Source organism: Sphaerospermopsis sp. LEGE 08334 (assembly GCF_015207205.1).
GTDB lineage: Bacteria > Cyanobacteriota > Cyanobacteriia > Cyanobacteriales > Nostocaceae > Sphaerospermopsis.
The window spans coordinates 1-25,361 of the sequence record NZ_JADEXH010000013.1 but is presented as its reverse complement, the minus strand read 5'-3'; the positions used below and the strand labels follow the sequence as shown (position 1 = coordinate 25,361).

Here is a 25,361-nt window from a genome sequence, read left to right as displayed (position 1 = left end):
AGGGAACAGGGAACAGGGAACAGGGAACAGGGAACAGATAATTATTGATTATCCCTTCACTCTATTCACTGTCACCTGTCACCTGTCACCTGTCACCTGTCACCTCGTCCAGTCTAACCTGCTATTTCCTGTTCTTCACGCCATAATTGATATAACCGATTTGCAGGAATTGTTAAATACAAAATATCACCCGCACTTAAATTAGTTTCTAATAAATCCCAACCGTGTAAAGTTTGGTGATTTGTTTCTACATATAAAGGTACAAAATCCGCATATCTAGCTACATCTTTCACCCATTGACCACAAAAAGGATGATTAGGAGTAATCAAAGTTGCAAAAGCCACCCATAAATTATCACCGATAATTCCATTACCAATAATTCTCCCTCCCAAAGCAGCAGCAGCAAAAGCCGGTGCAGCTAATTCTGCGGGACTTAATACAGCTTCAAAATCAAATACCTGTTGTGCTATCCTGGCAAAATCAGGATCAGCATAGTAAACAATTACCGGAATTTTTGATGTTAAACTTTTGGCTTTGAGGGCAATTTCTAAATTAATAGCATCGTTATTAGTAACAGCTAAAACTGCGGACGCGGTATCTATATTACTGGTTTGTAAAGTTGTGCGAAAACTCGCATCTGCTAAAATTACAGGAATACCCATTCCCCTAGCAGTGTTGACATATCTATTATTAGCATCTGTTTCAATTACCACTACTTCATGTCCACTTGTATGAAGTTGTTGCACAATTTTAATGCCAATGCCACTTAAACCACAAACAATATAATGATGACGTTGGGGAATTCTGGCAGCATCCCAAAATTGTTTGAGACGAGTTCCTAAGACAAAATCCGTTAGCATAGCATACCAAATACCAAAAACTATTGCTCCTGCCAACATCATAAAAATGGTAAATAATTTAATATTATTTGGTGCTTCTTCTACAACTTTATCATTACCACCAGCACCAGTAATCATGCCCACAGCAAAATATAAGGCATCAACAAAGGAAATATTTAATTTAGCATAAACATAGGTAAAAGTGGCGATCAAAATAATGACTACTAATGCTATAGCCATTGCTATTACTGATTTGGCGTGTTTTTGAAAATGGCGAATACTGGTGAAAATTTTAATCAGTTTTCTTGCCCATGATTTGCGGGTGTGATTGATGCGGGGTTGAGTACCAATAATGAGGCGATCGCCTACTTTTAAATGTTGTTCTGCTAACACCGCTGACACTAAATTCATCTTCCCAAAAACAGGTAAATAATAAATCAGCATCCGTGATTTATCTTCCCACAAATCACTGATTTTTTGACCATGCCAAGGATGATTTTCATCAATATATTCTTCTTGAATTGGCCAAGTTTGCTCAAATAATTTGATTTGTCCTATGGCTTTATTTCCTAAAGCTGCAAATGTAAATACTGGTGCAGCCAACCCCACAACACTCATACTTAAATGATCTATAAGAGTGTGATCTAAACGTTCACCTAAATTAGTATTATAAAAACGGTTGATAATGCGAATATTAGGATTTAATACCCGCGCTTGCATCATCACTGACAAATTGACTGCATCATCAGCAGTAGCAATCACTAAAGTATGTGCCTGGCCAATTCCTGCTGCTTGCAGGGTAGAAGCTGCACAAAATTCACCAATAATTACATCTCCCGTTGCTTCACCAGCTATGGGTCTGCGATGAATACCAACAACTAACGCACCCTGTTGTCTCAACAAACGAAAGATTTTATATCCAGTCCGTCCTAAGCCACAAACAATAATTCGAGGTTTCATGAAACAGCAGCATAATTGTAATAATTCAGGAGTCAGTCGTAGGGGCAATCCCCCCGTGGTTGCCCTCTTGTGTCAGGAGTAAAATGTTTTGATGTAAATATTTTTCACTAGATTGTTTACTTCATTTACCTGCAACACTCTGTATGAATCTCTATTTTTGCCTGATTTCTCTAAATAGAACTGTAACTGAACACACGATAGCGAGGAAATTAAACATTAAACATTAAACATTCCAGACACAAATGATTGAAATACTCCGTCTAGATAATTAGAAGCCAGTAACAAAGCAGATGCAAAATATATTACAACCTAAAAAACTTGCTGTGATTGTTGCTTCTTTATTAGCAGCAGCAACAGTTTCTCATCCAATTTCAGCGCAAACCACACCCGGTCCAATAGCTGAACCTAATGTTAAAATCAATGTACAACGCACCAGCGGAACTTGTCCGCAAACAGTTGGTTTATGGTGGATAACTCTACCCTATGAAGGAGGTGCAGAACATACAGTAATTGCAGATACTAAAGCTTTTGCAGATTCAGTTAAATTAGTTGCTTCTAATAATAAGCAATTTGTCGAATTTATTGCACCTTTACGCAGTAACTATGCTTCCTGTGTTGGTCAAACTCGCAATCAAGAATATAAATTCTACACGGTACAATTTAAAAATAAAAAAGCTTATTTTCGGGTAGATTTGCGAAAAATTAACGCTCCTGCTCAGGAAATTACCTACAAAACTATTACGGCCTCTCGTCCTTATGTACGGTGGGCGATCGCTGATTAGATAACATATTTCATCAATCTCATCAATATCAATCATATAATACCCAGATTCCCGACTACTCCAATACTCAAATCAGTCGGGTTTCTATGTAAATGAAGGGTTAAACCCCTCAGACAAAACAATCAATGTTGCATGGTAAAATGATTTACAAGTCAGTTATCAAATCACAAATTAAGTGTTTTAAAAACGACGGAAACCAAACACAAATGCGGATGATGGGTATTACCCCTTAGTGCTTTACTCACATTATCTTAGTTTTTAGCTATAACTTTTATCAGGTGTATGGTTCAAAGTCTCTCTGATCAAGTGTTAGCAATGAACGAGCAAAAATTTCTAAATTTCTAGCTAGAAAAATGCCAAATTGGCAACCACAAGCTAGAGAAGCAAGTTAAATTAAATTAGACAAACGAAAGCAAGACAGTTGCTAAAAAATTAAAAAAATTAGTTTCTGATTCTTGTGACGTTTGTTGGACAATTAAATAAAATGATCGTTTGCTGCAATAGGAATACTCACTGAGTAGAAACGTTGTCGTTATATAAATTACCCCCCTAATTTAACGATAATCGTTATGTGTATATTCCCGAATCGCTTCAGCAGCAAATAGTAGAGTGGGAGAGAATGGCGCTTGATAATGCCTCCTCCCACTCTCTTTTTTGGGGTATTTTGGTTGGGGATATATAGCTGTAGACAGCATAGTTAATTTATGTATTCTCTTTCAAAAACAAAATATAATCCACTATTTTTTGCTTACTACTAAATAAAGAACAATATCCAGATCCCCAACTTCTTCAAGAAGTCGGGGATCTATCCAATCTCTATTTTAAGTTTAATTTAAGCAGCAACTTTTTCCTCAAGAGGTTTAAAAGTCTTTTTAGTAGCACCGCAAATAGGACAACTCCAATCATCAGGAATTTCTGCAAAAGGTGTACCAGGTGCAATACCCGAATCAGGATCACCAACAACAGGATCATAAATCATGCTGCACTGTCTACAAATCCATTTTTGAGTTGCCGGATCTTCACCTGCTACTCTAGTTACAGCTTGTCCACCATTTAATACTTCTAAAGCTTCTGTGTAGCGATCTGCGTGATAATTTTCAATGAATTTGAGCAACCCAAAACGGTGTGCTGCGGCGCGGAATGTGTTAGCGTGTTCACTAGATTCTTGAGCTTGTTTGAGAAATTCTTCCGCTGCGGGATTATCTCTATCTTTTTGAGCAGCAGCAGCAAAATCAGGATACATGGTAGTGTATTCATAGGTTTCCCCTTCAATTGCCAAAGACAAACAACGAGACATAATTTCCCGTTTTTGTTCATCAGTTAAACTAGCAGCATCTTTGACAACCAGTTCTGGATGTAATAACTCAAAATGTGCAAAAGCGTGTTCAGTTTCTTGATCTGCTGTTTCCTTAAAAAGCTTCACTAAGTCTGTAAAACCCAGTTTACGTGCCACATTTGCAAAAAACAGGTATTTACGATTTGCCATCGATTCTCCACCGAAAGCTGCTTCTAAGTTTTTTAGTGTCGAAAAATTTGACAAATCCATAATTTTTGCTTGCCTGTTAAGTGATATTTCATGGGAAAAACAGACTTATAAACTAGGGGAGATGAGGCCGCCAAAATATTTTTACAATATTTAAACAGATTTTATAAAACCTGTTTTCGCCCATCTTTAATTACCCTTGTTCTTAGCCGCTTCAGGATAATTATCAATCTTAGATGATGAATATGATGAATATTTTATATTTTTTCTGTCAAAGTAGTTTATTGACAATAATTATTATTATATCCAGGCTTTTTACCCTTGAAAGGGTAGATTTAAAACCTGCCATGAAACAATTATCAATTGTCAATATTAGAAACAATATTATTGATAATGCGACGAAAGATAGGCTCATCTACTTTTATACTACTACCAGGTTTGGGTAGATCGGTTATAAATTGGATATTTTTCTTTTCTGCGATCGCAGTAAATCTACTGGATGCAGCAGTTGACGTAGGCTTTCATGGGTGACAAGCCCGATCAATTGATCATAATCATCAACTATGGGCAAATGTCGGATATGATGACTTTGCAACAAGGTCAGTGCCGCAAAAATATCAGTAAAGTCTGATTTCCGCAATGTGATTACTGGTTGAGCTATAACCTCACTAATCTTTGTCTCTGCCAGTTGATAACCATTGGCGCTAAGATGAACAACATCTCTCTCAGTAAAAATTCCCAGTAATTTCGTTCCCTCGACAATTATGACACAACTAGAGCGAGTTTCTGATATCAACAAATTACTGTCTGAATCAATATCATCATCATCTTTTAAGGAACAGCTTGCCCGTGCTGCACTCATCTGCAATATGGCCTCAGCAACGTTTGTATCTGATGAAACCGTTAAAGGATTGGTTGTGATTGCTTGCTCTAATTGGGTCATTTCCGTTAAGGAGACTAAAACAAAAAAAGAGCTTGTCCTAAGTTGACAATTTAATAAACAAACCTGTACACTCATATGTTTGTCTATGAGTGACTTTATGTTTAAACCTCATGAATTTGCTAAAAAAATCGGAGTTTCAGTCAAGACCTTGCAAAGATGGGATGTTGAAGGAAGACTTCCAGCCAAAAGAACATTGTCGGGGCATCGTTTTTATACTGAAGATGATTGACTGATTATCCAGGGATTAAAACCTGTAGACTCAAATTGACAAACCTGTACAAGATATGTCAGTTTTAGACAGCAAAGAAATACAGTGTTGAGGTCGAGCAATGCTTTTATCTATCAAAACAAAACTCAAGTTAAACAAAACCCAGGAAATATTAATGGCTAAACACGCTGGTATAGCAAGGTTTACCTATAATTGGGGTTTAGCTACTTGGCAGGATTTGTATAAAGATGGATTAAAGCCAAACAAATATATCCTCAAAAAATTCTTTAATAACCATGTAAAACCTGAATTGGCATGGATTAAAGAAAAAGGTATTTGTCAGAAAATCACTCAATACGCCTTTGATAGTTTAGGTGAATCTTTCCAGAGATTCTTTAAAGGACAGTCAAAATATCCCAACTTTAAAAAGAAAGGGAAAAATGATAGTTTGACAATTGATAATGGTGGTAAACCAATTCCTGTAGGTGGTACATCAATAAAACTACCAACAATTGGATGGGTAAAAACTTATGAAGGATTACCTCATACCACCTGCAAAAGTATTACTATTTCTAGGACTGCTGATAGCTGGTACATAGCTTTTTCTTATGAACAAGAATGTCAGCCAACTATTAAAAAACATGATGCTGTTGGTGTTGATTTGGGAGTAAAGGAACTAGCTATTCTTAGCACTGGTATTACTTTTGCTAATCCTAAACACTACAAACAGAACTTAGCTAAACTGCAAAGATTATCTAATATCTACTCTAGAAAGGCTAAAGGTTCCAGCAATAAGCATAAAGCTAAAATTAAACTAGCTAGACATCATGCGAGAATAGCAAACCTGAGAAAAGATACTCTTCAGAAAATCACTACTTACTTATGCAAAAACCACGCGAAGATAGTAGTAGAAGATTTGAATGTTTCAGGGATGTTATCAAACCATAAATTAGCCCAAGCAATAGCTGATTGTGGGTTTCATGAGTTTAAGCGTCAGCTAGAATATAAAGCTAAAAAGTTTGGCTGTGAAATTATAATTGCTGATAGATTTTATCCATCAAGTAAAACCTGTTCTCACTGTGGACATAGAAAAGATAGTCTTTCTTTATCTGAAAGAATTTATCACTGCGAGAACTGTAGTTTTGAGATGGATAGGGATCTGAATGCTGCAATTAATTTATCGCGTTTGGCTAAGGCGTGAAAGTCTACCGAGGGATAACTGCTCCCATGCTCCTGTTGAAGTAGAAAGTAAAGTCTAGTTTTGTCTAGGTTTTATATAGCAGCATATCTGATTGTATACTGCTATAATTTTATATTTTAGTTAGTGATAGTTGTAATACATATTATTTATATCCCTCATTATGATCAAGACCGCCCTCATAACAGGCATTACAGGTCAAGATGGCTACTATCTGAGCCATTTGCTTCTTAATCAAAATTACCGAGTTTTCGGTTTGGTATCTCCCCATCGACAAACTAACTTGTCAAAATTAGGAACTTTAGCAGATAACCTAAAAATTTACACTGTTGATTTAAGAGATTATGCGGCTTTATTAACTGCTGTTGAACAACTACAACCCCAGGAAATTTACAATTTAGCTGCTCCTAGTTTCGTTCCCGACTCTTGGAATGATCCTTTGGGAACTCTTGATCTGATTACAGGTACTGCTACTAGATTATTAGATGCAGTTCGCCAAGTTGGTTTATCCACAAGGTTTTATCAAGCTAGTAGTTCGGAAATGTTTGGTGATGTGACTACTGCTCCCCAAGATGAAGAAACTCCCTTTCGTCCCAAAAATCCCTATGCAGCAGCAAAATTACACGCTCATTGGACGATGGTACATCACCGACAACGTTATGGTCTATTTGCCTGTAGTGGTATTTTATATAACCATGAATCGCCTTTGCGTCCGCCTCAGTTTGTCACCCGTAAAGTTTCTTTGGCGGTAGCTAAAATTAAATTGGGTTTAGCTCAAACCTTGGAAATGGGTAATTTGGATGCTCAACGAGATTGGGGTTTTGCCGGAGATCACGTTAATGCTATGTGGCGAATGTTACAAGTAAATGAGCCAGAAGAATATGTAATTGGTACGGGTAAACTCCACAGCGTCAGGGAATTAATTACTACTGCTTTTGATTGTGTAGGACTGGATTGGGAAAAATATGTAATTGTGAATACTAATTTATTACGAGCAGATGAACATTTTCAACTGGTAGCTAATCCCAGTAAAGCCAAAAACAAGCTTGGTTGGGAACCAAAAGTGAGTTTTGAGCAACTTTTGGAAAATATGGTAAAAACAGATTTAGAATATTTAAACAGTTAATAATGTTGCTATTGTAAGGAGACTGGGGAGAAAACTTTTAGATTTTTAGATTGGAATTGACAAAAACAATCCAAAATCCAAAATCCAAAATCCAAAATCCAAAATTGAATTACCAATTACCAATTACCTGTTCCCACTGATAATTGATAAGTAAAATAAAAATAGAGTAGAAAAATTTAAGAAATGAACCTTAATAACTTCCAACAAAATCTTGATAAACTGCGTCCTTGGCTGACTATATTAGCAGTAGCCTGGTTATTAGCATCATTAGGCTTAGGCTGGTTAGTTAATTCCTTACTAATTATTATTGGACTGTTATTAATAACACCAGTTATAGCAATATTTGGTTTTCGCTGGTGGCTACAACGTAACTTGGTTACTGATCAATGTCCGGTTTGTGGATTTGAATCCACAAGTTTAAATAATAGCCAATTCCAGTGTCCAAGTTGCGGAGAACAACTATTAGTAAAAAATAGTCAATTTAGCCGCTTTGCACCAGAAGGTACAATTGATGTAACAGCAATTGAAGTTCCTGCCAAATCACTGGAAGAATGAACTAACATGAAATAGAATTCAGGAGTCAGGAGTCAGGAGTCAGGAGTCAGGAGTCAGGAGTCAGGAGTCAGGAGTCACTAGGGGTTTAGCAATGCTAAACCCGTACAGGAATTAGGAAGACGTAAAAGCTACATTTGGGATGCTCTCAAGTGACATCACAAGTGATGAGGAATAGTTGGAGTTTGCTATTTAATCGGTATTTGTGCTTTGAAATCATATAATTCACCTGATTTTACCAATTACCAATTACCAATTACCAATTACCAGCCCAAACAAATATGATTACTATATCAAAGGGTAATTGTTATACCATTTACGGATGCGTTCTGGTGAAACACCGAATAAATAAGCAAGAACGATAATTTGATTAAGTAGGGTAGTCTTAAAAATTCCCTTTTTTAACCATCTCCGGGGTGATGTAATTACAGGAACGTCAATTATTTTAACTTGACTGATACGCTTTAAACAGGTAATCAGTTCAAAATCTTCCATAATAGGCATTTGGGGAAAATTACCAACTTCTGCAAATGCGATTTTAGTTAAAAAAATAGCTTGATCACCATAGGGTAATTGATAAAAATGCGATCGCAACTTTACACCCCACTCTACCAAACGCAAACCCCAATGAGGTGCATCTATTCGCAAAGCAAAAGCACCAGCTATAATTCCAGGTTGTTGTAATGCGGTACGAATCATAGTATCAAAACCTTGAGGTAAACGAGTGTCAGCATGGAGAAACAGGAGAATTTCACCACTAGCGATCGCTGCACCTGTATTCATTTGTATAGCACGACCAGGAGCAGAAGAGATCACAGTTGCACCTAAAGATTGAGCAATAGTAGGTGTACCATCATTTGAACCACCATCAACAACAATGACTTCCACATTTGCACTTGATTGAGTGCTGGTAATTGCTGTTTTAATATTATTCGCTTCATTGAGAGTAGGTATAATAATGGAAATGCGTTGAGTTTTAATATCTTGATGCACCATATCAAATACCAGATGAACCACGTTAAAAATTAAAATTGAAAATTTTTGTAAAACATTAAGTTTAACACTCATACAGCAGATTGCAGATTATTCTGGTACAGAATATAACTTTAAACTTAGACAGAAAAAGAGTTTTACTTCTGACTCCTGACTCCTGCTGTATCTGCAAATATTTTAATCAACCATGCTGCTATTCCTTCAAGTTATTGTGTGCATCGCTTTAGTCATTGCTGTGGGAACATGGCTTTCCCAAAGTGCTGATATGTTGGCAGAAAAAACCGGACTAGGGCGGACTTGGGTAGGTACAATTTTGTTAGCGGGTGTTACCTCTTTGCCAGAGTTAGCCACAGGGACAAGTGCCATAGTCATGTTTAACTCTCCAGACCTTGCTGTGGGCGGTATCTTGGGCAGTTGTCTCTTTAATTTGCTAATTTTAGCATTGCTCGATATTTACAACGGTCCAGCCCCATTATTGAAACGAGCGCAAATTAGTCACGGTTTAGCAGCAAGTTTGGGTTGTGGAATGCTGGGTATTGCCGCTGGGGGAATGCTGTTGGGAAAAACAGAGACTAATTTAACTGTGGGATGGGTGGGTATTCCCAGTGTGATTTTACTATTACTTTATTTTGTCAGCGCCCGGACGATTGCCCAATTTGAAACCAGAAGACGTGCAGAAGTATTAGAAGAAGAAGCAGAGGTTTTTCAATATCAACACATTACACCTGTGCAAGCATATCGCAGATTTATCATTCTCTCAGCAATGATTGTCATATTGGGTGTGTGGTTGGCGTTTTTAGGCGATCGCGTTGCCGCAGTCACAGGTTTAGGACAAAGTTTTATTGGCGCTCTTTTGCTGGCAACAGCCACATCATTACCAGAAGTAGTATCATCCTTGGCAGCAGTACGCCTTAATGCCGTAGATTTAGCAGTTTCTAACGTTTTTGGCTCAAATATCACTAATTTAGCAATTTTGGGCTTTTATGATTTCGTATATTTACAGGGGAGCATCTGGGCAAATATCAGTCAGATACATATTTTCACTGCCGTTGTTGGGATGATCATGACTTCCGTGTCCATCACAGGATTAATTTATCATGCTGTTAGTCGTTCACGTATGTATATTACCTGGGATGGATTAGCTCTGATTATCCTTTACTTAGGTGGTATGTACGTGATTTACCAGAACCTATTGTAAAGAAATGTTAAAGACAATGATACTCTAAGGGAATTTGCATAGATAAATCAAGGAATTGAGGATGATGAAAATTAAAATTGTGCAAGGCTTCGCCGTGAGCGTCAGTGGTAACAAAGCTTGTCGAATTATTGATATTAGTTCAAGATAGAGTTAAGCAATATTCTTGACTGCACCATCAGCAGATTTGCTAGGATCAGATATGGAATGGCTAGTAAATTCAGGATTATTTGATGCTATTCAAGGTGGCTCTCTGAAATTGGAGGAATTGGTTTAATTACAATGGATGTCTATGTAGTGTGAACTACGTTAAAAGTCAAATTGGCATTGTCTAAATTACAGTAAGCTATTTTAATGCGTATCTTCAAAATCTAGAATGGCTACTGTTAACGACAACTATCTCAAACTAAAAGCTGGTTATTTATTCCCGGAAATTGCTAGACGGGTAAATGCTTTCGCCCAAGCTAACCCCGATGGGAAAATTATCCGTTTGGGTATTGGTGATGTGACTGAACCCTTGCCTGAAGCTTGCCGGACTGCGATGATTAAAGCAGTAGAAGAAATGGGCGATCGCTCATCTTTCAAAGGCTATGGACCAGAACAAGGTTATGCTTGGTTACGGGAAAAAATCGCCCTTCAAGATTTCCAAGCTAGAGGCGCGAATGTAGAAGCTGATGAAATCTTCATCTCTGACGGTTCTAAATGCGATACAGGCAACATTTTAGAGATTTTTGGCAAAAATAACAAAATTGCTGTTACTGACCCTGTATACCCCGTTTACGTTGATACTAACGTGATGGCGGGTAATACCGGAGATGCTAACGAAAAAGGCGAATATGGCGGTTTAGTTTATCTCCCCGTCACCGCAGAAAACAACTTTACCGCAGAAATACCTAAAGAGAAAGTAGACTTAATTTATCTCTGCTTTCCCAACAACCCCACCGGTGCAACTGCAACCAAAGAACATTTACAAGAGTGGGTAAACTACGCAAAAGCCAACGGATCAATTATTTTCTTTGACGCTGCTTACGAAGCATTTATTACCGATCCTAGTCTTCCCCATTCTATCTATGAAATTGAAGGTGCTAGAGACTGTGCGATTGAATTTCGTTCTTTCTCCAAAAATGCGGGTTTCACTGGTACACGTTGCGCGTTAACTGTCGTTCCCAAAACCCTAACTGCAAAAGCCGCAGATGGTACTGATGTAGAATTGTGGAAATTATGGAATCGTCGTCAGTCTACCAAATTTAACGGTGTTTCCTACATTGTCCAAAGAGGTGCGGAAGCGGTTTATTCTGAAGAAGGACAAGCACAAATTAAAGCTTTGGTAAGTTTCTACTTAGAAAATGCCAAAATTATCCGTGAACAACTCACCAACGCAGGTTTATCAGTTTATGGTGGTGTGAATGCACCTTATGTATGGGTGAAAACACCTCATGGTTTAACCAGTTGGGAATTTTTCGATAAGTTGCTGCAAACAGTGAATGTTGTGGGAACACCTGGATCTGGTTTTGGTGCTGCGGGTGAAGGTTATTTCCGTATTTCTGCATTTAACAGTCGGGAAAATGTGGAAGAAGCAATGAAGCGGATCACTGAGAAGTTTAAGGTTTAGTAGGTTGTAAATACCTTTAAAATCTCATGGTGGGCAATGCCCACCTGAATATTTGATAGACTTGAGTTATGAGTATGTTAGTTGAGAGGTGAACTTATATGAAATTGATCATCAAAAATTTGGGACCTATTAAAAATAATAATCAAGCCATTGATTTAGATAAGGATTTTTTTGTATTTGTTGGCAGAAATAATAGTGGTAAAAGTTATGTAGCTCAATTATTATGGGCTGTTTTTAATCAAGATATAATTCATAAATTTGCTCATAAAAATCTAGATATCCTTAACAATTACATAATTGACAATGTAAATCACCTCGAAGTTAGTTCTGAGTTGTTGGCTAAAATATTGACTAAATATAGTTTGTTTTTACAAGAAGAAACAAAAAAAGAGATATTTAATATAAGTGAAAATTCGGAAATAGTAAATTCCGCAATACTTAATAATAATATTGTTATGGAAATTGTAATTAATTTTGATTATGAAATATCTGAATTAAAAGAACAAGAAGTTAGGTTTATTCACGAAGGTGAAAATATATTAGAGTATATTGAAATTCAAAAAAATAAAGGTGAATTAATATATAAATTTGAAGAAAAAGAATTGCCAGAGAATATTAAAGGAGTCATACCTAAAATCTTTTTAGATAGAAATTTAGTTGATCAAAAAAAGTTTATTCTAATTACAAGCATAATTAGAACTATGCTAAAACATCAGCATGAGACTTTTTTCTTACCAGCTAGTAGAATCTTCTTTCCTACATTTTATCGTTATATTTATGATATTGAAAGAAAACAACGCGAACAAAATTTCAGAAAAATTGTAGATTTACTTGAAAATAAAAAAGATAATCTTCAATTACCAGATGTCAAGGAATTTTTTCAGAGACAATATACAGAACCTATGAATAAAGTATTTGAAAAACTTTTTAATATTTTTAAAGATAAAGTTAAAGAAGATTATATTTATCTTGTTCAACAGCTAAAAGAAATTCTTGGAGGTGAAATAATACTTGTTGCTCAGGAAGTAATCAGTCCAATAGAATTTTATTTTAAGACTCGTGATAAGATTTTACCAATGTATTTAGCATCTTCATCTGTTAATCAATTAACACTTATTTATTTATATTTCAAATATTGGGCTGAAGAAAAAAATAATTTCTTAATGATAGATGAACCAGAAGTGAATTTACATCCTGAAAATCAAATTAAATTATTAAATATTTTGATACAGTTTATCCAAAACGAAACCAGAAATAAAGTATTAATCACAACCCATAGTTCAATTTTAGCTAATGCTATTAATAACTATATATATTTGGATGTTCTGAAAAATCAACATGGTGTAAATGTAGAGAAAATTATCGAAGATAATAAATTATACTATGTTGATTCATCTGTATCTATCGCAAAGGAAAAAGTCGGTGTTTATTTCTTCACAGGTGATAAAATTATAGACTATGAAAGCGGTGATTCTGGTATCTATTTTAGAAACTTTAGAGAAGTTGAAAATAACTTAGATAAATCACTTCGCATTCTGACTGATTATATCTACACTCAAGAAGATGAGGTAGATGATGAGTAAACGTAATAAACGCGATGTGCGTAATTTAAGAGATGAATTTCACAAAGCTTTATTAAAACAAGAATTTATTGTTGAAATTCCTGTAGCTGAAAATGAAATAATTGAAATTGAAGAAAAAAGTTCTAATGCGAAACTGAAGAAGGTATGCATTCAAGGATTAAATTATATTGATAATAAATCACAAGTAGAAAGAATTTGGAAAATAAATTTAGAAAAACCCATACCTGGTATAGCAACTAGCAGCAAAACTACAGAATGCGCTATTTTAGTTTTACAAAAGTATGATAGTAGCTATAGATTGAATATTTTATTAATTGAGTTAAAATCTAGCATAGATAACAAAGAACTAGAGAGAATTTCCGAAAAGTTTAGTTGTGCAATGTCTAGAGTGTATATGTTACTGGTTCTGAATAATCACTTAAATCCCAAGCAAGGTTATCATGAAGAAGAAATATATGTAGATTTTCAAGGAATTTTATTTTATCAAACATTTTCTGAGAGAAAGACATTAGAGGAAAATAAATACAGTAAATTTTCCGAAATTATTAAAAGTGATAATAAATCTGGTACATTAATTTTTCAGACAATTTTAAGAGATCAAGATCAAATCAAAATTAAGTGTTTTTGTCACCCAGATATTGACAGTAAAATAGAAATTAAAATAAATTTAAAAGATTTGTTATAATAAGTAATTAATAATTAGTCTTAAATTACTACTATCCCTAGTATTCTATGAATGTAGCTATTCCCGTTTTCAAACCCGTTAGTCAAATACAACTAACACCCGGTAGTAAAGTTACTATTCCTGATGTTACCTGGGATAAATTTGAATGTATTTTACAAGAACTGGGAGAAAAAAGAAATTCACGAATTGCTTATCATCAGGGTATTTTAGAAATTAAAGTTGCGTCACCTGAACATGAAATTCCCAAAGATTTAATTTCAGATATCGTGAAAATATTATTGAAAGCAAAAGGAATTAAATATCAACCTTTTGGATCAACGACTTATAAAAAACAAGGTGTAGCAGGTGTTGAACCTGATGCTTGTTTTTATATTCAAAATTATCAACAAATGATAGGTAAACGACGTTTACAACCAGATGATCCACCACCAGATTTAGCAATAGAAACTGATGTGACATCAAAAACAACTATTGATGCTTATGAAGCAATTGGTGTTCCTGAATTATGGATTTTTGATAGTGGGAAGTTGTCTATTTATTTGTTGCAAGATGGAAAATATATCAAATCTGAAAAAAGTCCCTATTTGGGAGATTTAGATATTATTCAGATTATACCTGATACTGTTGAGCGTAGTTGGCAGGTGGGGAGTTTTCAGGCTTTGGAAGAATTTACCGCGACGTTATATTCTATCTTGGAATAGAGTGTTAAACTTTTTAAAGTTATGGCTGGACATAGTAAATGGGCAAATATTAAGCGTCAGAAAGCAGTTGTAGACGCAAAAAGGGGAAGTATCTTTACCCAACTATCGCGGGCGATTATAGTTGCTGCTAGGAGTGGAATACCAGATCCGGCGGGAAATTTTCAGTTGCGGACAGCAATTGATAAAGCGAAAGCTGCGGGTATTCCTAATGATAACATTGAAAGAGCGATCGCCAAAGGTGCAGGTACTTTTGCAGGTGATAACACCAATTTAGAAGAAATTCGCTATGAAGGATATGGTCCTGGTGGTGTAGCAATTTTAATTGAAGCTTTAACAGATAATCGTAATCGTACCGCTGCTGATATCCGAGTTGCTTTTAGTAAAAATGGCGGAAATTTGGGGGAAACTGGTTGTGTAAGTTGGATGTTTTCCCAAAAAGGTGTATGTGTTGTTGAAGATGTGGTTGATGAGGAAAAACTTTTGGAAGCATCTTTAGAAGCTGATGCTGATACTTATGAAATGATTGAAGATGAAATTGCTGAAGTGTTTACAGAAGTAGTAAATTTAGAGAAACTCAGTCAAACATTGAAAGCGAAAAATTTTCATGTTACAGAAGTAGAATTACGTTGGATTCCGGGAAATCAAGTTGAAGTCATAGATCCTGATCAGGCTAAATCTCTGCTCAAATTAATTGATACTTTAGAAGGCTTAGATGATGTCCAAAATGTCACCGCTAATTTTGAAATGTCTGAAAATCTCATGACTTTAAGTATGGTTTAATAGGTGATAGGGTACTAGGGACTGGAGACTGGGGACTGGGAAGAAATGTTTACCTTCTACCTCCTGACTCAAGAGGGCAACCACAGGGGGTTTGCCCCTACTGCCTTCTTTATGGTAGCCAATTTTCATCTAATAATTGTTCCAAAGTATAAGGACATTCTAGAGGAAATTGAATCATCATACCTGTTTTTTTGCTGACATACTTTAAGGCTTTCTGATAAACTTTATCTTGATTTTCTTGTAAATGATTTCTCAGATTTTTAGTCAAATATTCATTGATTTGAGTTCTAAAACTGATAATTTCAGCTTGCCAATGATTGGCATTATATTTATATTCATCTTCCCAATATTGTAGCAGTAATAAATGTCTAATTATTTGTTCTAACAAACTCTCAACTGTCAATTTATCTCGACGACTCATTGCTTCTAATTCCTCAATTAAATGCTCTAAATCTAGAGCATCTAGTCGCTTTTCTTTTAATAATTCTAGAGTTTGTTCTAACCATTTTTCATTATCAACTTCATAAATAGAATACAAATCACTTATTGGATTCATTGCTTTACTCACTTTAATCTACTTGTTAAATGACTAATTAGCAATTATTCTACCACATGATCAAACAATATTATATTATAAAAAACTGTCACTTGTCACCTGTCACCTGTATATCTTGAGAAATGCTACTAGCTAAAATTCCCAAAATTTTATTCACATCTTTGAGATAATATTCACTCAAATCAATGCTTAATATTTGTTTTTCTAATTTAAGAAATTGCCAAATACTACCAGTTGTCACTGCACCATAGATGGTTTTAATGTCGCTGTGAGATTGTTGATTAAAAATTTGCGCTGCTACCATTTCCGCTGCACACTGACCTAAACCAGCATTAATATTTTCTTTTTTGGCTTCTACAACAATTAAAACTGGTGCAGTCAAAATCAAAATTTCCGGTGATTGAGTAATAATAAAATCGCAAGTACCATTTAATCCTTTACTATCATCAACAGTGAAATCAACACCAGAAAATAAACTCACTTGCTCTTGTAATTGTCGCCGTAAATCTACTAAAATAGGAGAAATAATTAGTTCAGAACGAGCTTTTTCACTATTACTTCCTAAAGCAATTGGCAGGTTATAGTTAAGAATTTCTGTCAGTAAATTACTAGCTGCTAATTCGGGAACAGCAGCAAAAATATCGCGTTTTTCAAAAGTAGTTAATTCAAACTCTTGTTTGGCTTTAGCTAAACTAAACTCGCTGTAAGACATAAACTCATGTTCGGGTAAAATTTTCCTAGTCAACTTGCCTGATTTCAGGACTTGGGTAAAAATAATAGATAAAACATCTTCATCTATCTTCACAATGTCACTTACTCAGCTTACTCAAACTCTCACTCCCCCCCAAACAACCACAGACAAACCAGGATATGATTATGATTTGGTGATAGTCGGTGGTGGTATTGTTGGTTTAACTTTGGCTGCTGCTTTAAAGAACTCTGGTTTAAGTATACTGCTAATCGAAGCTAGGATGACATCAGCCGCAGTGGCTAAAGGCCAAGCTTATGCTGTACATATGTTATCAGCCCGCATTTTTCAAGGAATTGGCATTTGGGATAAAATTCTCCCTAATATTGCTAAATATAGACAGGTGTTTTTATCTGATGCTAACTATCCCGATGTGGTGAAATTTCAAACTGCTGATATAGACACACAAACACCAGAATTAGGTTATGTAGCAGAACATTTTGCACTGTTAGAACCTTTACAAGAATTTGTGAAAAATTGTGCAAATGTAACTTATTTGTGTCCAGCAGAAGTTGTTAGTACACAAAATGAAAAAGATATAGTGAATGTGAATATTAAAGTTGACGGTGAACAGCAACAAATTAAAACTAAATTGTTAGTAGCTGCTGATGGTTCACGTTCCAAAATTCGAGAAACTGCGGGAATTAAAACTAAAGGTTGGAAATATTGGCAATCTTGTATAGTCGCTTTTGTTAGACCAGAAAAATCTCATAACTATACAGCTTATGAGAAATTTTGGAAAAGTGGACCTTTTGCGATTTTACCTTTACCTGGTAACAGATGTCGCATTGTTTGGACAGCACCTCATGAAGAAGCAAAAGCTTTATGTGCTTTGAGTGATGAAGAATTTTTAGCTGAACTAACTCAGCGGTATGGTAAGCAGATGGGTAAATTAGAATTATTAGGCGATCGCTTTATTTTTCAGGTACAATTAATGCAAAGCGATCGCTATGTTCTCCCCCGTTTAGCTTTAGTTGGTGATGCTGCACACAACTGTCATCCCGTCGGTGGACAAGGTTTAAATTTAGGTATTCGTGACGCAGCAGCTTTAGCGGAAGTTATCCAAACAGCACACCAAAACGGTGCAGATATTGGTAAAATTGAAGTTCTCAAACAATATGAACAATGGCGAAAAAAAGAAAATCTGGCAATTTTAGGTTTTACTGATTTGTTAGATCGGGTATTTTCTAATAACATCTTACCCGTGGTAATTATCCGCCGTTTAGGTTTATGGTTAATGCAGCGAGTTCCAATGTTGAAAATCTTTGCATTGAAATTAATGATTGGTTTAAAAGGTAGAACTCCCGAATTAGGGAAAATGTAAAATGATTTATAATTGGGAAATAAGGTGACAGGGGGAAAATAAATTCTTTCTCCTGACTCCTGACTCCTGTTAAGCTATTGCTAATATCCAAATAGCAAACTTTACACTTGCCAATCAGTTTGTTATTCTCAATCAATGGAATTACTAAATTTAGATATGAACTTTAAAATCATACCTTACTCCTTGGCAGCGTTGATTTTATGCAGCGGCTACACAATTACTCCACCCGCATTAGCCAATCAACCACAAACAACAGTAAAATCTATATGGCAAGTCTTTTCTTCCCAAGAAGGAGGATTTAGTATTTTATTTCCTGGGACACCCACAGTTACAAAACAAAAAATCAAAAGTAAAACTGGCGAAGTTGAGGTGAATTTATTTACCGTTGAACGCCCACAGGAAGAGGTAAAATACACAGTTGCTTATATTGATTATCCAGAAGAATACATTGAACTATTAAAACGTAATAATCAGGTTGAAGCAGCGATAGATACTGGCAAGACAACAGCTTTAGAAAATGCCAAAGCAACTTTAATTAGTGAAGAAAAAATGAGTTTAGAAGGTCATTTTGGCAAAGAAGTTAACTATACTAAACCTGGTGATAAAATTATTAAACAGAGAATCTTTTTAGTTGATAGAAGATTATATCAAGTCAGTGCAGAAACCACTACAAAAATGCAAAAATTTCTAACTAAAAGTATCAGTGGTTTTTGTGATTCTTTCAAGTTGTTACCAAAATAAGGTTTACTGAAAAGATGTTTTAAACCCTCCCCTTGACAAGGGAAGGGAATCGGATTTTGTGGTTTTCTCTCTTGATTCAGGAGGGATTAAGGGGTTGTTTGAAAAGTATTAGATGAAACCGATAATCTCTAGAAACCTAACCCCCCTTCCCCCCTTCCCTACCTCTCCCTAACCCTCTCCTACAAGGAGAGGGAAGCGGAAAAACTTTTGTTGCTGGAATCGGGGTTTCAAAGCCTCTCCCCGCGTCGGGGAGAGGTTTGGAGAGGGGTTTATTTATACATTAAAAACTTTTCAAACATACTCTGAGGCAATTTTTGTAAAAATATCCAATATCTGTAGCTTATGTCTTATGTATATTAAGCCTTCCGCAGTTTTTTGAGATTGATTTTGCATACTATAGGACTGGTATTTGATTTTTGAAATTATCTGTGTAGAGAGGGAACAGGGAACAGGGAACAGGGAACAGGGGAAGTGTACGGAGTGTTTTTCAAGAATCAAATATGATTCCTATATGTACTGAAGAACCTAAATAAATATAAGTAAAACAACGTGAAAAAACCAAAGTATGTAACAAAATCCCTCTGGGACAGTTTGGGGTGCGGAATGTGGGATATAAAGTTTTGTAAAGAATGGAAATTTTTGCGTAAAACTTTCAGACAGGGGAAGATACGAGAATAGATATCTTCACGGGAGAGTGCGGAGTGCGAGATGACAAATGATTTTCTAGGAAGAGACGACGATGCGCTCAACCAAGAACTACAACAGCTAGTTAATGAAGCCAAGCGATATCCGGCTGACAGTAAAAGTCCCACGGATAGAGCCAAAAGACGCATAGCTTTAAATAAGCTGATTAATGCTATTCGCGGTTCTGGGAAATTGAGCAAGCAAGTTCAGTGGTGGGAATCACCAAACTATGAAGATTATTATCATGAAGCATTACAACTTACATTCATAGAAATTTGTCAAAAAATTGAACAATATAATCCTCAATATCCAGTGATGGCATGGGTAAATATAATTTTTTCCCGGCGAATTTCTGATGTGGGTAAAAAAGACCAAAAAAGAGGGATTACTCAACTTCCTAAGCATCAAAAAGTTACTCAAGTGCTGTCTTTAGATGAAATCAACAAAGATTTCCCCGTAGATAATGAAATATCTGAGCAACAACAGTTAAAGGAAATTATTGAGAATGATCCAGAGAATGTTTTAAAAAATGACTGTATTAAAGATCATCCCCAAGCTAATTTGCAAGCTATTCTGTTGTTGGTTTTAAATGGTAAGCAATGGCAAGAAATTTCTGAGGAATTAGAAGTACCACTTTCGACAGCTTCTAGTTTTTACCAGCGGCGAATGCGTAAAATTATTACTTATTTAAAGAAATATATATAGAAACTGCATTAACTGACTATAAAAATTTTGGAGATTGTCTCATGAATAGCATCACAGAACAACTAACTTTTAGCGTAGCTCTCTCTACAGAAGCTCATGGAATAGCTCAAGAATATAGCCAAGGTATTTCTAATCCTGATCAGCGGCAACAGGTTTATCTTAATACTTTAGCTGTGTATGCTGTAGATAATTATCTCCAGTGTATGGGATTTGAAACTGATTGCCAAGGAAGTGATAGTCATGACTTTTTAGTAATTCAATTGATGAATGTGGCTGATTTAAAAGTAAAAAATTTAGGTAAATTAGAATGTCGTCCAGTTTTACCAAAAGCAGAAGTATGTGAAATTCCGCCGGAGGTTTGGGAGGATAGAGTGGGTTATGTGGCTGTGCAGTTCAATTCTGATTTAAAAGAGGCGAAAATTTTAGGTTTTACACCTCAAGCTGAAGCAGAAGTTCCTCTGAATCAGTTGCAATCTTTGGAGAATTTTTTACTTTATCTGAGTGAATTAGAAATAGCTAAATCTCCAGAAGATGAAGATTTATCCAGCCTAATGAAAATTGGACAATGGTTAGATGGCTTTGTAGATGCAAGTTGGCAAACTATTGAGAATTTATTAAATCCGCAACAATTAGGATTAGCTTTTAAGAGTGCTGTGAGTATGACGCGGGGACAAAAAATTGATTTGGGAATGCACCTTGAGCAAATTTCTGTGGCATTATCTGTGGCATTAGTAGTAAAAATTGCTGCTAGTTCTGAAGGAGAAGTAGATATTTTAACTCAAGTATATCCAGTGGGAAATCATGTGTTACCTGAAGGAGTAAAATTAAATATTATTGATAATTTGGGAGAAAATGTTTTAGAGGTTATATCAAGAGATGAAGATAACTGGATTCAATTGGAGTTTAGTGCTGAGTTGGGGGAAAAGTTTCAGATTATGGTGGCTTATGGGGAGTCGCAGCAAACTAAAATGTTTGAGGTTTAAGAAAATACTGTCTCAGTAAACTGTTGGACATTTAACTTGCATATTTCTGACAACTAAATGACAAAATTGATTGAATTATCAATGGGTTGCTACTTTTATACTGTTTATTTATTTAGGGAGATTTGATCATGAAGAAAAGCATTGTCTTAGTTTGCTCATTAATGTTTTTGAATAACCCATTATTTGCTATTAAAACTACTGCTAATTCTCTGCAAACAATTGATAATACCAGTTGTCAAATCGAAGCCGACAATGGTGAAACTGGAGAATATTCCCAAAAACAACTACAAACCATCGCCAAGAGAATTACAGTCAGAGTAATAGGTGATAATAACAGCGGTTCAGGAACACTCCTATCCAAACGAGGAAATACTTATTTAGTTTTAACTAATTCTCATATAATTAGAGGAGCTACCAAAATTTCTTTAACAACAGCAGATGGTAAAACCTATAATGCACAAACAGTTCCTAACACTAACTTTGATAAATTTGATTTAGCATTATTACAATTCCAAAGTAATGAAAATTACTGTTTACAAGAAGTAACTAATTTTGTTCCTTTTACAGAAATGGAAGTCATAGCAGCAGGATATTCTGCTACCAAAGGACAAATAGTATTTCGCACAGGTACAGTCCAAAAAATATCCCAAAGACCACTAAAAGAAGGCTATCAAATAGGTTATGACAGCGATATTGAACAAGGAATGAGTGGCGGTGCAATCATTAATTCCCGTGGACAAATCATAGGCATAAATGGTAGAAGTGCATACCCAATATTAAATACAGGTTATGTTTATCCAGATGGTTCACGTCCTAGCAATGCAGAAATACAAGCAATGCGAAAACTCAGTTGGGGAATACCAATCTCTACTGTTTTAGCACAGGTAAAACCCGAAATTCTCACCGCCTATTCCTTACCTGTACCAAATATTTCCCAACCAGTACCAGAAGCAGCATTAACAGGATGGTTAGGAGAAATAGAACAAAAAGCCAAACAAATAACCGTGAGAATTGATAGTAGTAATAATAGCAATGGTTCAGGAGTAATTATTGCTAAGGAAGGAGATACTTATACTGTTTTAACTGCGGCTCATATTTTCTGTGAAAGTGAAAATGACACTAAATCCTGTGGACGTTTTAATTATTCAATTCTTGCCCCAGATGGTAAACAGTATCCTGTAGAAAAAAGCAGCATTAAACTAGAATCAGGAGTAGATTTAGCAGTAGTTAAATTTAGAAGTACAGCAACATATCAAATTGCCACCTTAGCAAATTATCCCACAAAAGATGATGAATATATATTAACGGCAGGATATCCCAAATTAGGGCAAACATCACCTTGGCGGTTGACAATGGGGCGGATTTTTAGTAAGGAAAAAGGACTATTAGTAACTACCCAATCAGATTTTAGAAACAATAGTTCTGGGAACTCAGGAAATGTCAGTGCAAGTGTTAGTCAAAGTGCAGTTTCCTTAACCGGAGGATATGAATTAGTTTATAGTAGTATCACCTTTGGAGGCATGAGTGGGGGACCAGTATTAGATACTCAAGGAAGAGTAATAGGTATTCATGGACGTTCCGAGGGAGAAGCAGCTATTGATGAAAAAACAGGTGATAGAGGTAGTAGTGGTGGTAAAGTACAAATAGGTAATAGTTTAGGTATTCCTATCAGTACCTTTTTAGCAATAGCAAACAAACTAGATACCCAAGGACAAAAGGTAGAAACTACCCCAGCACCAAAATTAAATCAACAACAAGTTAACTCTATTGTCACAGCAATATTATCAGTAGATGTTTCCAAAGGAAATACTACCGCCAGTCAATGGATAGAAAGAGGAAATCAACTGTGGCGTTTACGTCGTTTGCCAGAAGCTATAGAGGCTTTTGATAGAGCGATTCAGCTAAAACCAGCCTTTATTCACTTAGCTTATTATGGCAAGGGTTTGGCTTTAGGATGGAATAGACAAGATAGAGATGCTATAGCTGCATTCCAGCAAGCAGTGAAAAGTCAACCTGATTTTGTTGCTGCTTGGAGTCGGCTAAGTGTAGTCTATAGAGAATTAAAGAAAGGAAATGAAGCCTTAGCAGCAATCAATAAAGCCATTGAACTTCAACCAAATAATCCTAATTTGTATAATGAAAAATTCTTTGCATTATATAATTTAAAAAGGTATGCAGAAGCAGAGGTAGCGATAAATGCAGCGATTAAACTCAGTCCCCGTTCGGCATTTTACACCAATCGCGGTATTCTTTACCGTCAGCAGAAAAAATGGGAATTAGCACTGGCAGATTATAACCAAGCTATCAAAATTAATCCTGATTATGCTAATGCTTACTTCAATCGCGGTAATCTTTACGATGAGCAGAAAAAATGGGAATTAGCACTGGCAGATTATAACCAAGCTATCAAAATTAATCCTGATTATGCTGATGTTTACACCAATCGCGGTGTTCTTTACTATGAGCAGAAAAAATGGGAATTAGCACTGGCAGATTATAACCAAGCTCTCAAAATTAATCCTGATTTAGCTGAAGCTTACAACAATCGCGGTAATCTTTACCGTCAGCAGAAAAAATGGGAATTAGCACTGGCAGATTTGAACCAAGCTCTCAAAATTAATCCTGATTTGGCTCAGGCTTACATAGGTCGCGGTCTTCTTTACTATGAGCAGAAAAAATGGGAATTAGCACTGGCAGATTTTAACCAAGCTATCAAAATTAATCCTGATTTAGCTGAGGTTTACAACAATCGCGGTCTTGTTTACCGTGAGCAGAAAAAATGGGAATTAGCACTGGCAGATTATAACCAAGCTCTCAAAATTAATCCTGATAATGCTGATGCTTACTACAATCGCGGTAATCTTTACTATGACCTGAAAAAATGGGAATTAGCACTGGCAGATTATAACCAAGCTATCAAAATTAATCCTGATGATGCTGATGCCTACAACAATCGCGGTTTTCTTTACAAAGACCAGAAAAAATGGGAATTAGCACTGGCAGATTATAACCAAGCTATCAAAATTAATCCTGATTATGCTGATGCTTACAACAATCGCGGTATTCTTTACAGAGAGCAGAAAAAATGGGAATTAGCACTGGCTGATTTTAACCAAGCTATCAATATTAATCCTGATTATGCTAATGCTTACATGGGTCGCGGTCTTGTTTACCGTGACCAGAAAAAATGGGAATTAGCACTGGCTGATTTTAACCAAGCTCTCAAACTTAATCCTGATGATGCTCTGGCTTACAACAATCGCGGACTTCTTTACTATGAGCAGAAAAAATGGGAATTAGCACTGGCTGATTTTAACCAAGCTATCAAAATTAATCCTGATTTTGCTAATGCTTACATGGGTCGCAGTCTTGTTTATTATCAACTTGGTGACAAACAAAAGGCAATTGAAAACCTCCAACAAGCAGCACAATTATTCCAGGCTCAAGGAAATGTTGCTCTTTATCAACTAGCTATGGATTTATTAAGGCAGTTGTAGGTGTTTTCTTGACAAATATCAACTTGATGAAAGAGAATCTTTGGGGTGAGAAAATAATTGCTGATAGTCAGAAATTGCTATCAACTCCCAAGATGAAAACCTTATGATCACAGTTGCATTAATCTTAATATACATCTCATCTCCCCGATTTTTTTGAACAAGTCGGGGATTTAATTGTCTGATTTAATTGTCTGAATCAGGATTTCCAGGATTTAAGGATTTACAGGATTTGAATTGTCTGAATCAGGATATCTAGGATTTGAGGATTTACAGGATTTGAATTGTCTGAATCAGGATATCCAGGATTTGAGGATTAACAGGATTTGAATTGTCTGAATCAGGATTTCCAGGATTTGAGGATTTACAGGATTTGAATTGTCTGAATCAGGATTTCCAGGATTTAAGGATTTACAGGATTTGAATTGTCTGAATCAGGATATCCAGGATTTAAGGATTTACAGGATTTGAATTGTCTGAATCAGG

At 35.7% G+C, this 25,361-nt stretch carries 22 protein-coding genes and 1 pseudogene; 16 read left to right on the top strand and 7 right to left on the bottom strand.

Annotated elements, in window-relative coordinates; genetic code table 11:
* Window positions 1-113 precede the first annotated feature (113 nt).
* Entirely contained in the window at window positions 114-1,799 is a 1,686-nt protein-coding gene (locus IQ237_RS09410) for a TrkA family potassium uptake protein (protein WP_194054420.1), read from the bottom strand.
* Between the two features lie 290 nt (window positions 1,800-2,089).
* Between IQ237_RS09410 and IQ237_RS09405 the strand changes: the two genes are divergently transcribed.
* A complete protein-coding gene (locus IQ237_RS09405; protein WP_194054418.1) occupies window positions 2,090-2,581 on the top strand; it encodes a hypothetical protein in 492 nt (163 codons plus the stop codon).
* Window positions 2,582-3,135: 554 nt separating this feature from the next.
* Here IQ237_RS09405 and IQ237_RS09400 read toward each other — a convergent pair.
* The 3 genes from IQ237_RS09400 to IQ237_RS09390 form a co-directional block, all read right to left on the bottom strand.
* Complete coding sequence (locus IQ237_RS09400; protein WP_194054416.1) at window positions 3,136-3,276, bottom strand: hypothetical protein; 141 nt, start codon at window positions 3,274-3,276, stop codon at window positions 3,136-3,138.
* 137 nt (window positions 3,277-3,413) lie between these two features.
* Window positions 3,414-4,127 (bottom strand): rubrerythrin family protein, encoded by a 714-nt coding sequence (locus tag IQ237_RS09395; protein ID WP_194054414.1) that lies wholly within the window; start codon window positions 4,125-4,127, stop codon window positions 3,414-3,416.
* A gap of 388 nt (window positions 4,128-4,515) precedes the next feature.
* Window positions 4,516-5,007 carry a CBS domain-containing protein gene (locus IQ237_RS09390; RefSeq protein WP_194054412.1) on the bottom strand — a complete coding sequence of 164 codons (492 nt, stop codon included), beginning with the start codon at window positions 5,005-5,007 and terminating at the stop codon, window positions 4,516-4,518.
* A gap of 97 nt (window positions 5,008-5,104) precedes the next feature.
* Between IQ237_RS09390 and IQ237_RS09385 the strand changes: the two are divergent.
* The 4 genes and pseudogenes from IQ237_RS09385 to IQ237_RS09370 all read left to right on the top strand — a co-directional run.
* Window positions 5,105-5,230: pseudogene (locus IQ237_RS09385) on the top strand (MerR family DNA-binding transcriptional regulator); the annotation flags it as partial.
* 106 nt (window positions 5,231-5,336) lie between these two features.
* Entirely contained in the window at window positions 5,337-6,416 is a 1,080-nt protein-coding gene (locus IQ237_RS09380; protein ID WP_194054402.1) for an RNA-guided endonuclease TnpB family protein, read from the top strand.
* A 160-nt stretch (window positions 6,417-6,576) separates the two neighbouring features.
* Window positions 6,577-7,539, top strand: a complete 963-nt coding sequence (locus IQ237_RS09375; RefSeq protein WP_194054400.1) for a GDP-mannose 4,6-dehydratase — start codon at window positions 6,577-6,579, stop codon at window positions 7,537-7,539.
* A gap of 183 nt (window positions 7,540-7,722) precedes the next feature.
* Window positions 7,723-8,094, top strand: a complete 372-nt coding sequence (locus IQ237_RS09370; RefSeq protein ID WP_194054398.1) for a hypothetical protein — start codon at window positions 7,723-7,725, stop codon at window positions 8,092-8,094.
* Window positions 8,095-8,379: 285 nt separating this feature from the next.
* Here the strand turns inward: IQ237_RS09370 and IQ237_RS09365 are convergent, their stop codons facing one another.
* Window positions 8,380-9,087, bottom strand: coding sequence for a TIGR04283 family arsenosugar biosynthesis glycosyltransferase (locus IQ237_RS09365; protein ID WP_194054549.1), 708 nt, complete (start codon window positions 9,085-9,087; stop codon window positions 8,380-8,382).
* A gap of 184 nt (window positions 9,088-9,271) precedes the next feature.
* Between IQ237_RS09365 and IQ237_RS09360 the strand changes: the two genes are divergently transcribed.
* From IQ237_RS09360 to IQ237_RS09335, 6 genes are all read left to right on the top strand, one after another.
* Window positions 9,272-10,282 carry a sodium:calcium antiporter gene (locus IQ237_RS09360; protein ID WP_194054395.1) on the top strand — a complete coding sequence of 337 codons (1,011 nt, stop codon included), beginning with the start codon at window positions 9,272-9,274 and terminating at the stop codon, window positions 10,280-10,282.
* Between the two features lie 373 nt (window positions 10,283-10,655).
* On the top strand, window positions 10,656-11,891 hold the full coding sequence (locus IQ237_RS09355) for an LL-diaminopimelate aminotransferase (protein ID WP_194054393.1): 1,236 nt from the start codon (window positions 10,656-10,658) through the stop codon (window positions 11,889-11,891).
* A gap of 98 nt (window positions 11,892-11,989) precedes the next feature.
* Window positions 11,990-13,474 (top strand): AAA family ATPase, encoded by a 1,485-nt coding sequence (locus tag IQ237_RS09350; protein WP_194054391.1) that lies wholly within the window; start codon window positions 11,990-11,992, stop codon window positions 13,472-13,474.
* Window positions 13,467-14,159 (top strand): hypothetical protein, encoded by a 693-nt coding sequence (locus IQ237_RS09345; protein WP_228019931.1) that lies wholly within the window; start codon window positions 13,467-13,469, stop codon window positions 14,157-14,159. The genes IQ237_RS09350 and IQ237_RS09345 overlap by 8 nt, the downstream gene beginning before the upstream one ends.
* A gap of 47 nt (window positions 14,160-14,206) precedes the next feature.
* Window positions 14,207-14,860, top strand: coding sequence for a Uma2 family endonuclease (locus IQ237_RS09340; RefSeq protein WP_194054387.1), 654 nt, complete (start codon window positions 14,207-14,209; stop codon window positions 14,858-14,860).
* A 21-nt stretch (window positions 14,861-14,881) separates the two neighbouring features.
* Complete coding sequence (locus IQ237_RS09335; protein WP_194054385.1) at window positions 14,882-15,640, top strand: YebC/PmpR family DNA-binding transcriptional regulator; 759 nt, start codon at window positions 14,882-14,884, stop codon at window positions 15,638-15,640.
* Window positions 15,641-15,749: 109 nt separating this feature from the next.
* On the opposite strand, the gene IQ237_RS09330 is transcribed toward IQ237_RS09335, so the two are convergent.
* Together IQ237_RS09330 and IQ237_RS09325 are read right to left on the bottom strand one after the other, a co-directional pair.
* Entirely contained in the window at window positions 15,750-16,196 is a 447-nt protein-coding gene (locus IQ237_RS09330) for a DUF29 domain-containing protein (protein ID WP_194054383.1), read from the bottom strand.
* A gap of 88 nt (window positions 16,197-16,284) precedes the next feature.
* Window positions 16,285-16,908 (bottom strand): hypothetical protein, encoded by a 624-nt coding sequence (locus IQ237_RS09325; protein WP_194054547.1) that lies wholly within the window; start codon window positions 16,906-16,908, stop codon window positions 16,285-16,287.
* 94 nt (window positions 16,909-17,002) lie between these two features.
* Here IQ237_RS09325 and IQ237_RS09320 point away from each other — a divergent pair, with 94 nt between their 5' ends.
* From IQ237_RS09320 to IQ237_RS09300, 5 genes are all read left to right on the top strand, one after another.
* Window positions 17,003-18,268, top strand: coding sequence for an FAD-dependent hydroxylase (locus IQ237_RS09320; protein WP_194054381.1), 1,266 nt, complete (start codon window positions 17,003-17,005; stop codon window positions 18,266-18,268).
* Between the two features lie 156 nt (window positions 18,269-18,424).
* Window positions 18,425-19,009 carry a hypothetical protein gene (locus IQ237_RS09315; RefSeq protein WP_194054379.1) on the top strand — a complete coding sequence of 195 codons (585 nt, stop codon included), beginning with the start codon at window positions 18,425-18,427 and terminating at the stop codon, window positions 19,007-19,009.
* Window positions 19,010-19,717: 708 nt separating this feature from the next.
* Window positions 19,718-20,398 (top strand): sigma-70 family RNA polymerase sigma factor, encoded by a 681-nt coding sequence (locus IQ237_RS09310; RefSeq protein WP_194054377.1) that lies wholly within the window; start codon window positions 19,718-19,720, stop codon window positions 20,396-20,398.
* Between the two features lie 41 nt (window positions 20,399-20,439).
* On the top strand, window positions 20,440-21,381 hold the full coding sequence (locus IQ237_RS09305; RefSeq protein ID WP_194054375.1) for a DUF1822 family protein: 942 nt from the start codon (window positions 20,440-20,442) through the stop codon (window positions 21,379-21,381).
* Between the two features lie 128 nt (window positions 21,382-21,509).
* The gene (locus IQ237_RS09300; protein WP_194054373.1) at window positions 21,510-24,878 is read left to right on the top strand and encodes a serine protease; all 3,369 of its coding nucleotides are present in this window, start codon (window positions 21,510-21,512) and stop codon (window positions 24,876-24,878) included.
* Window positions 24,879-25,361: the final 483 nt, after the last annotated feature.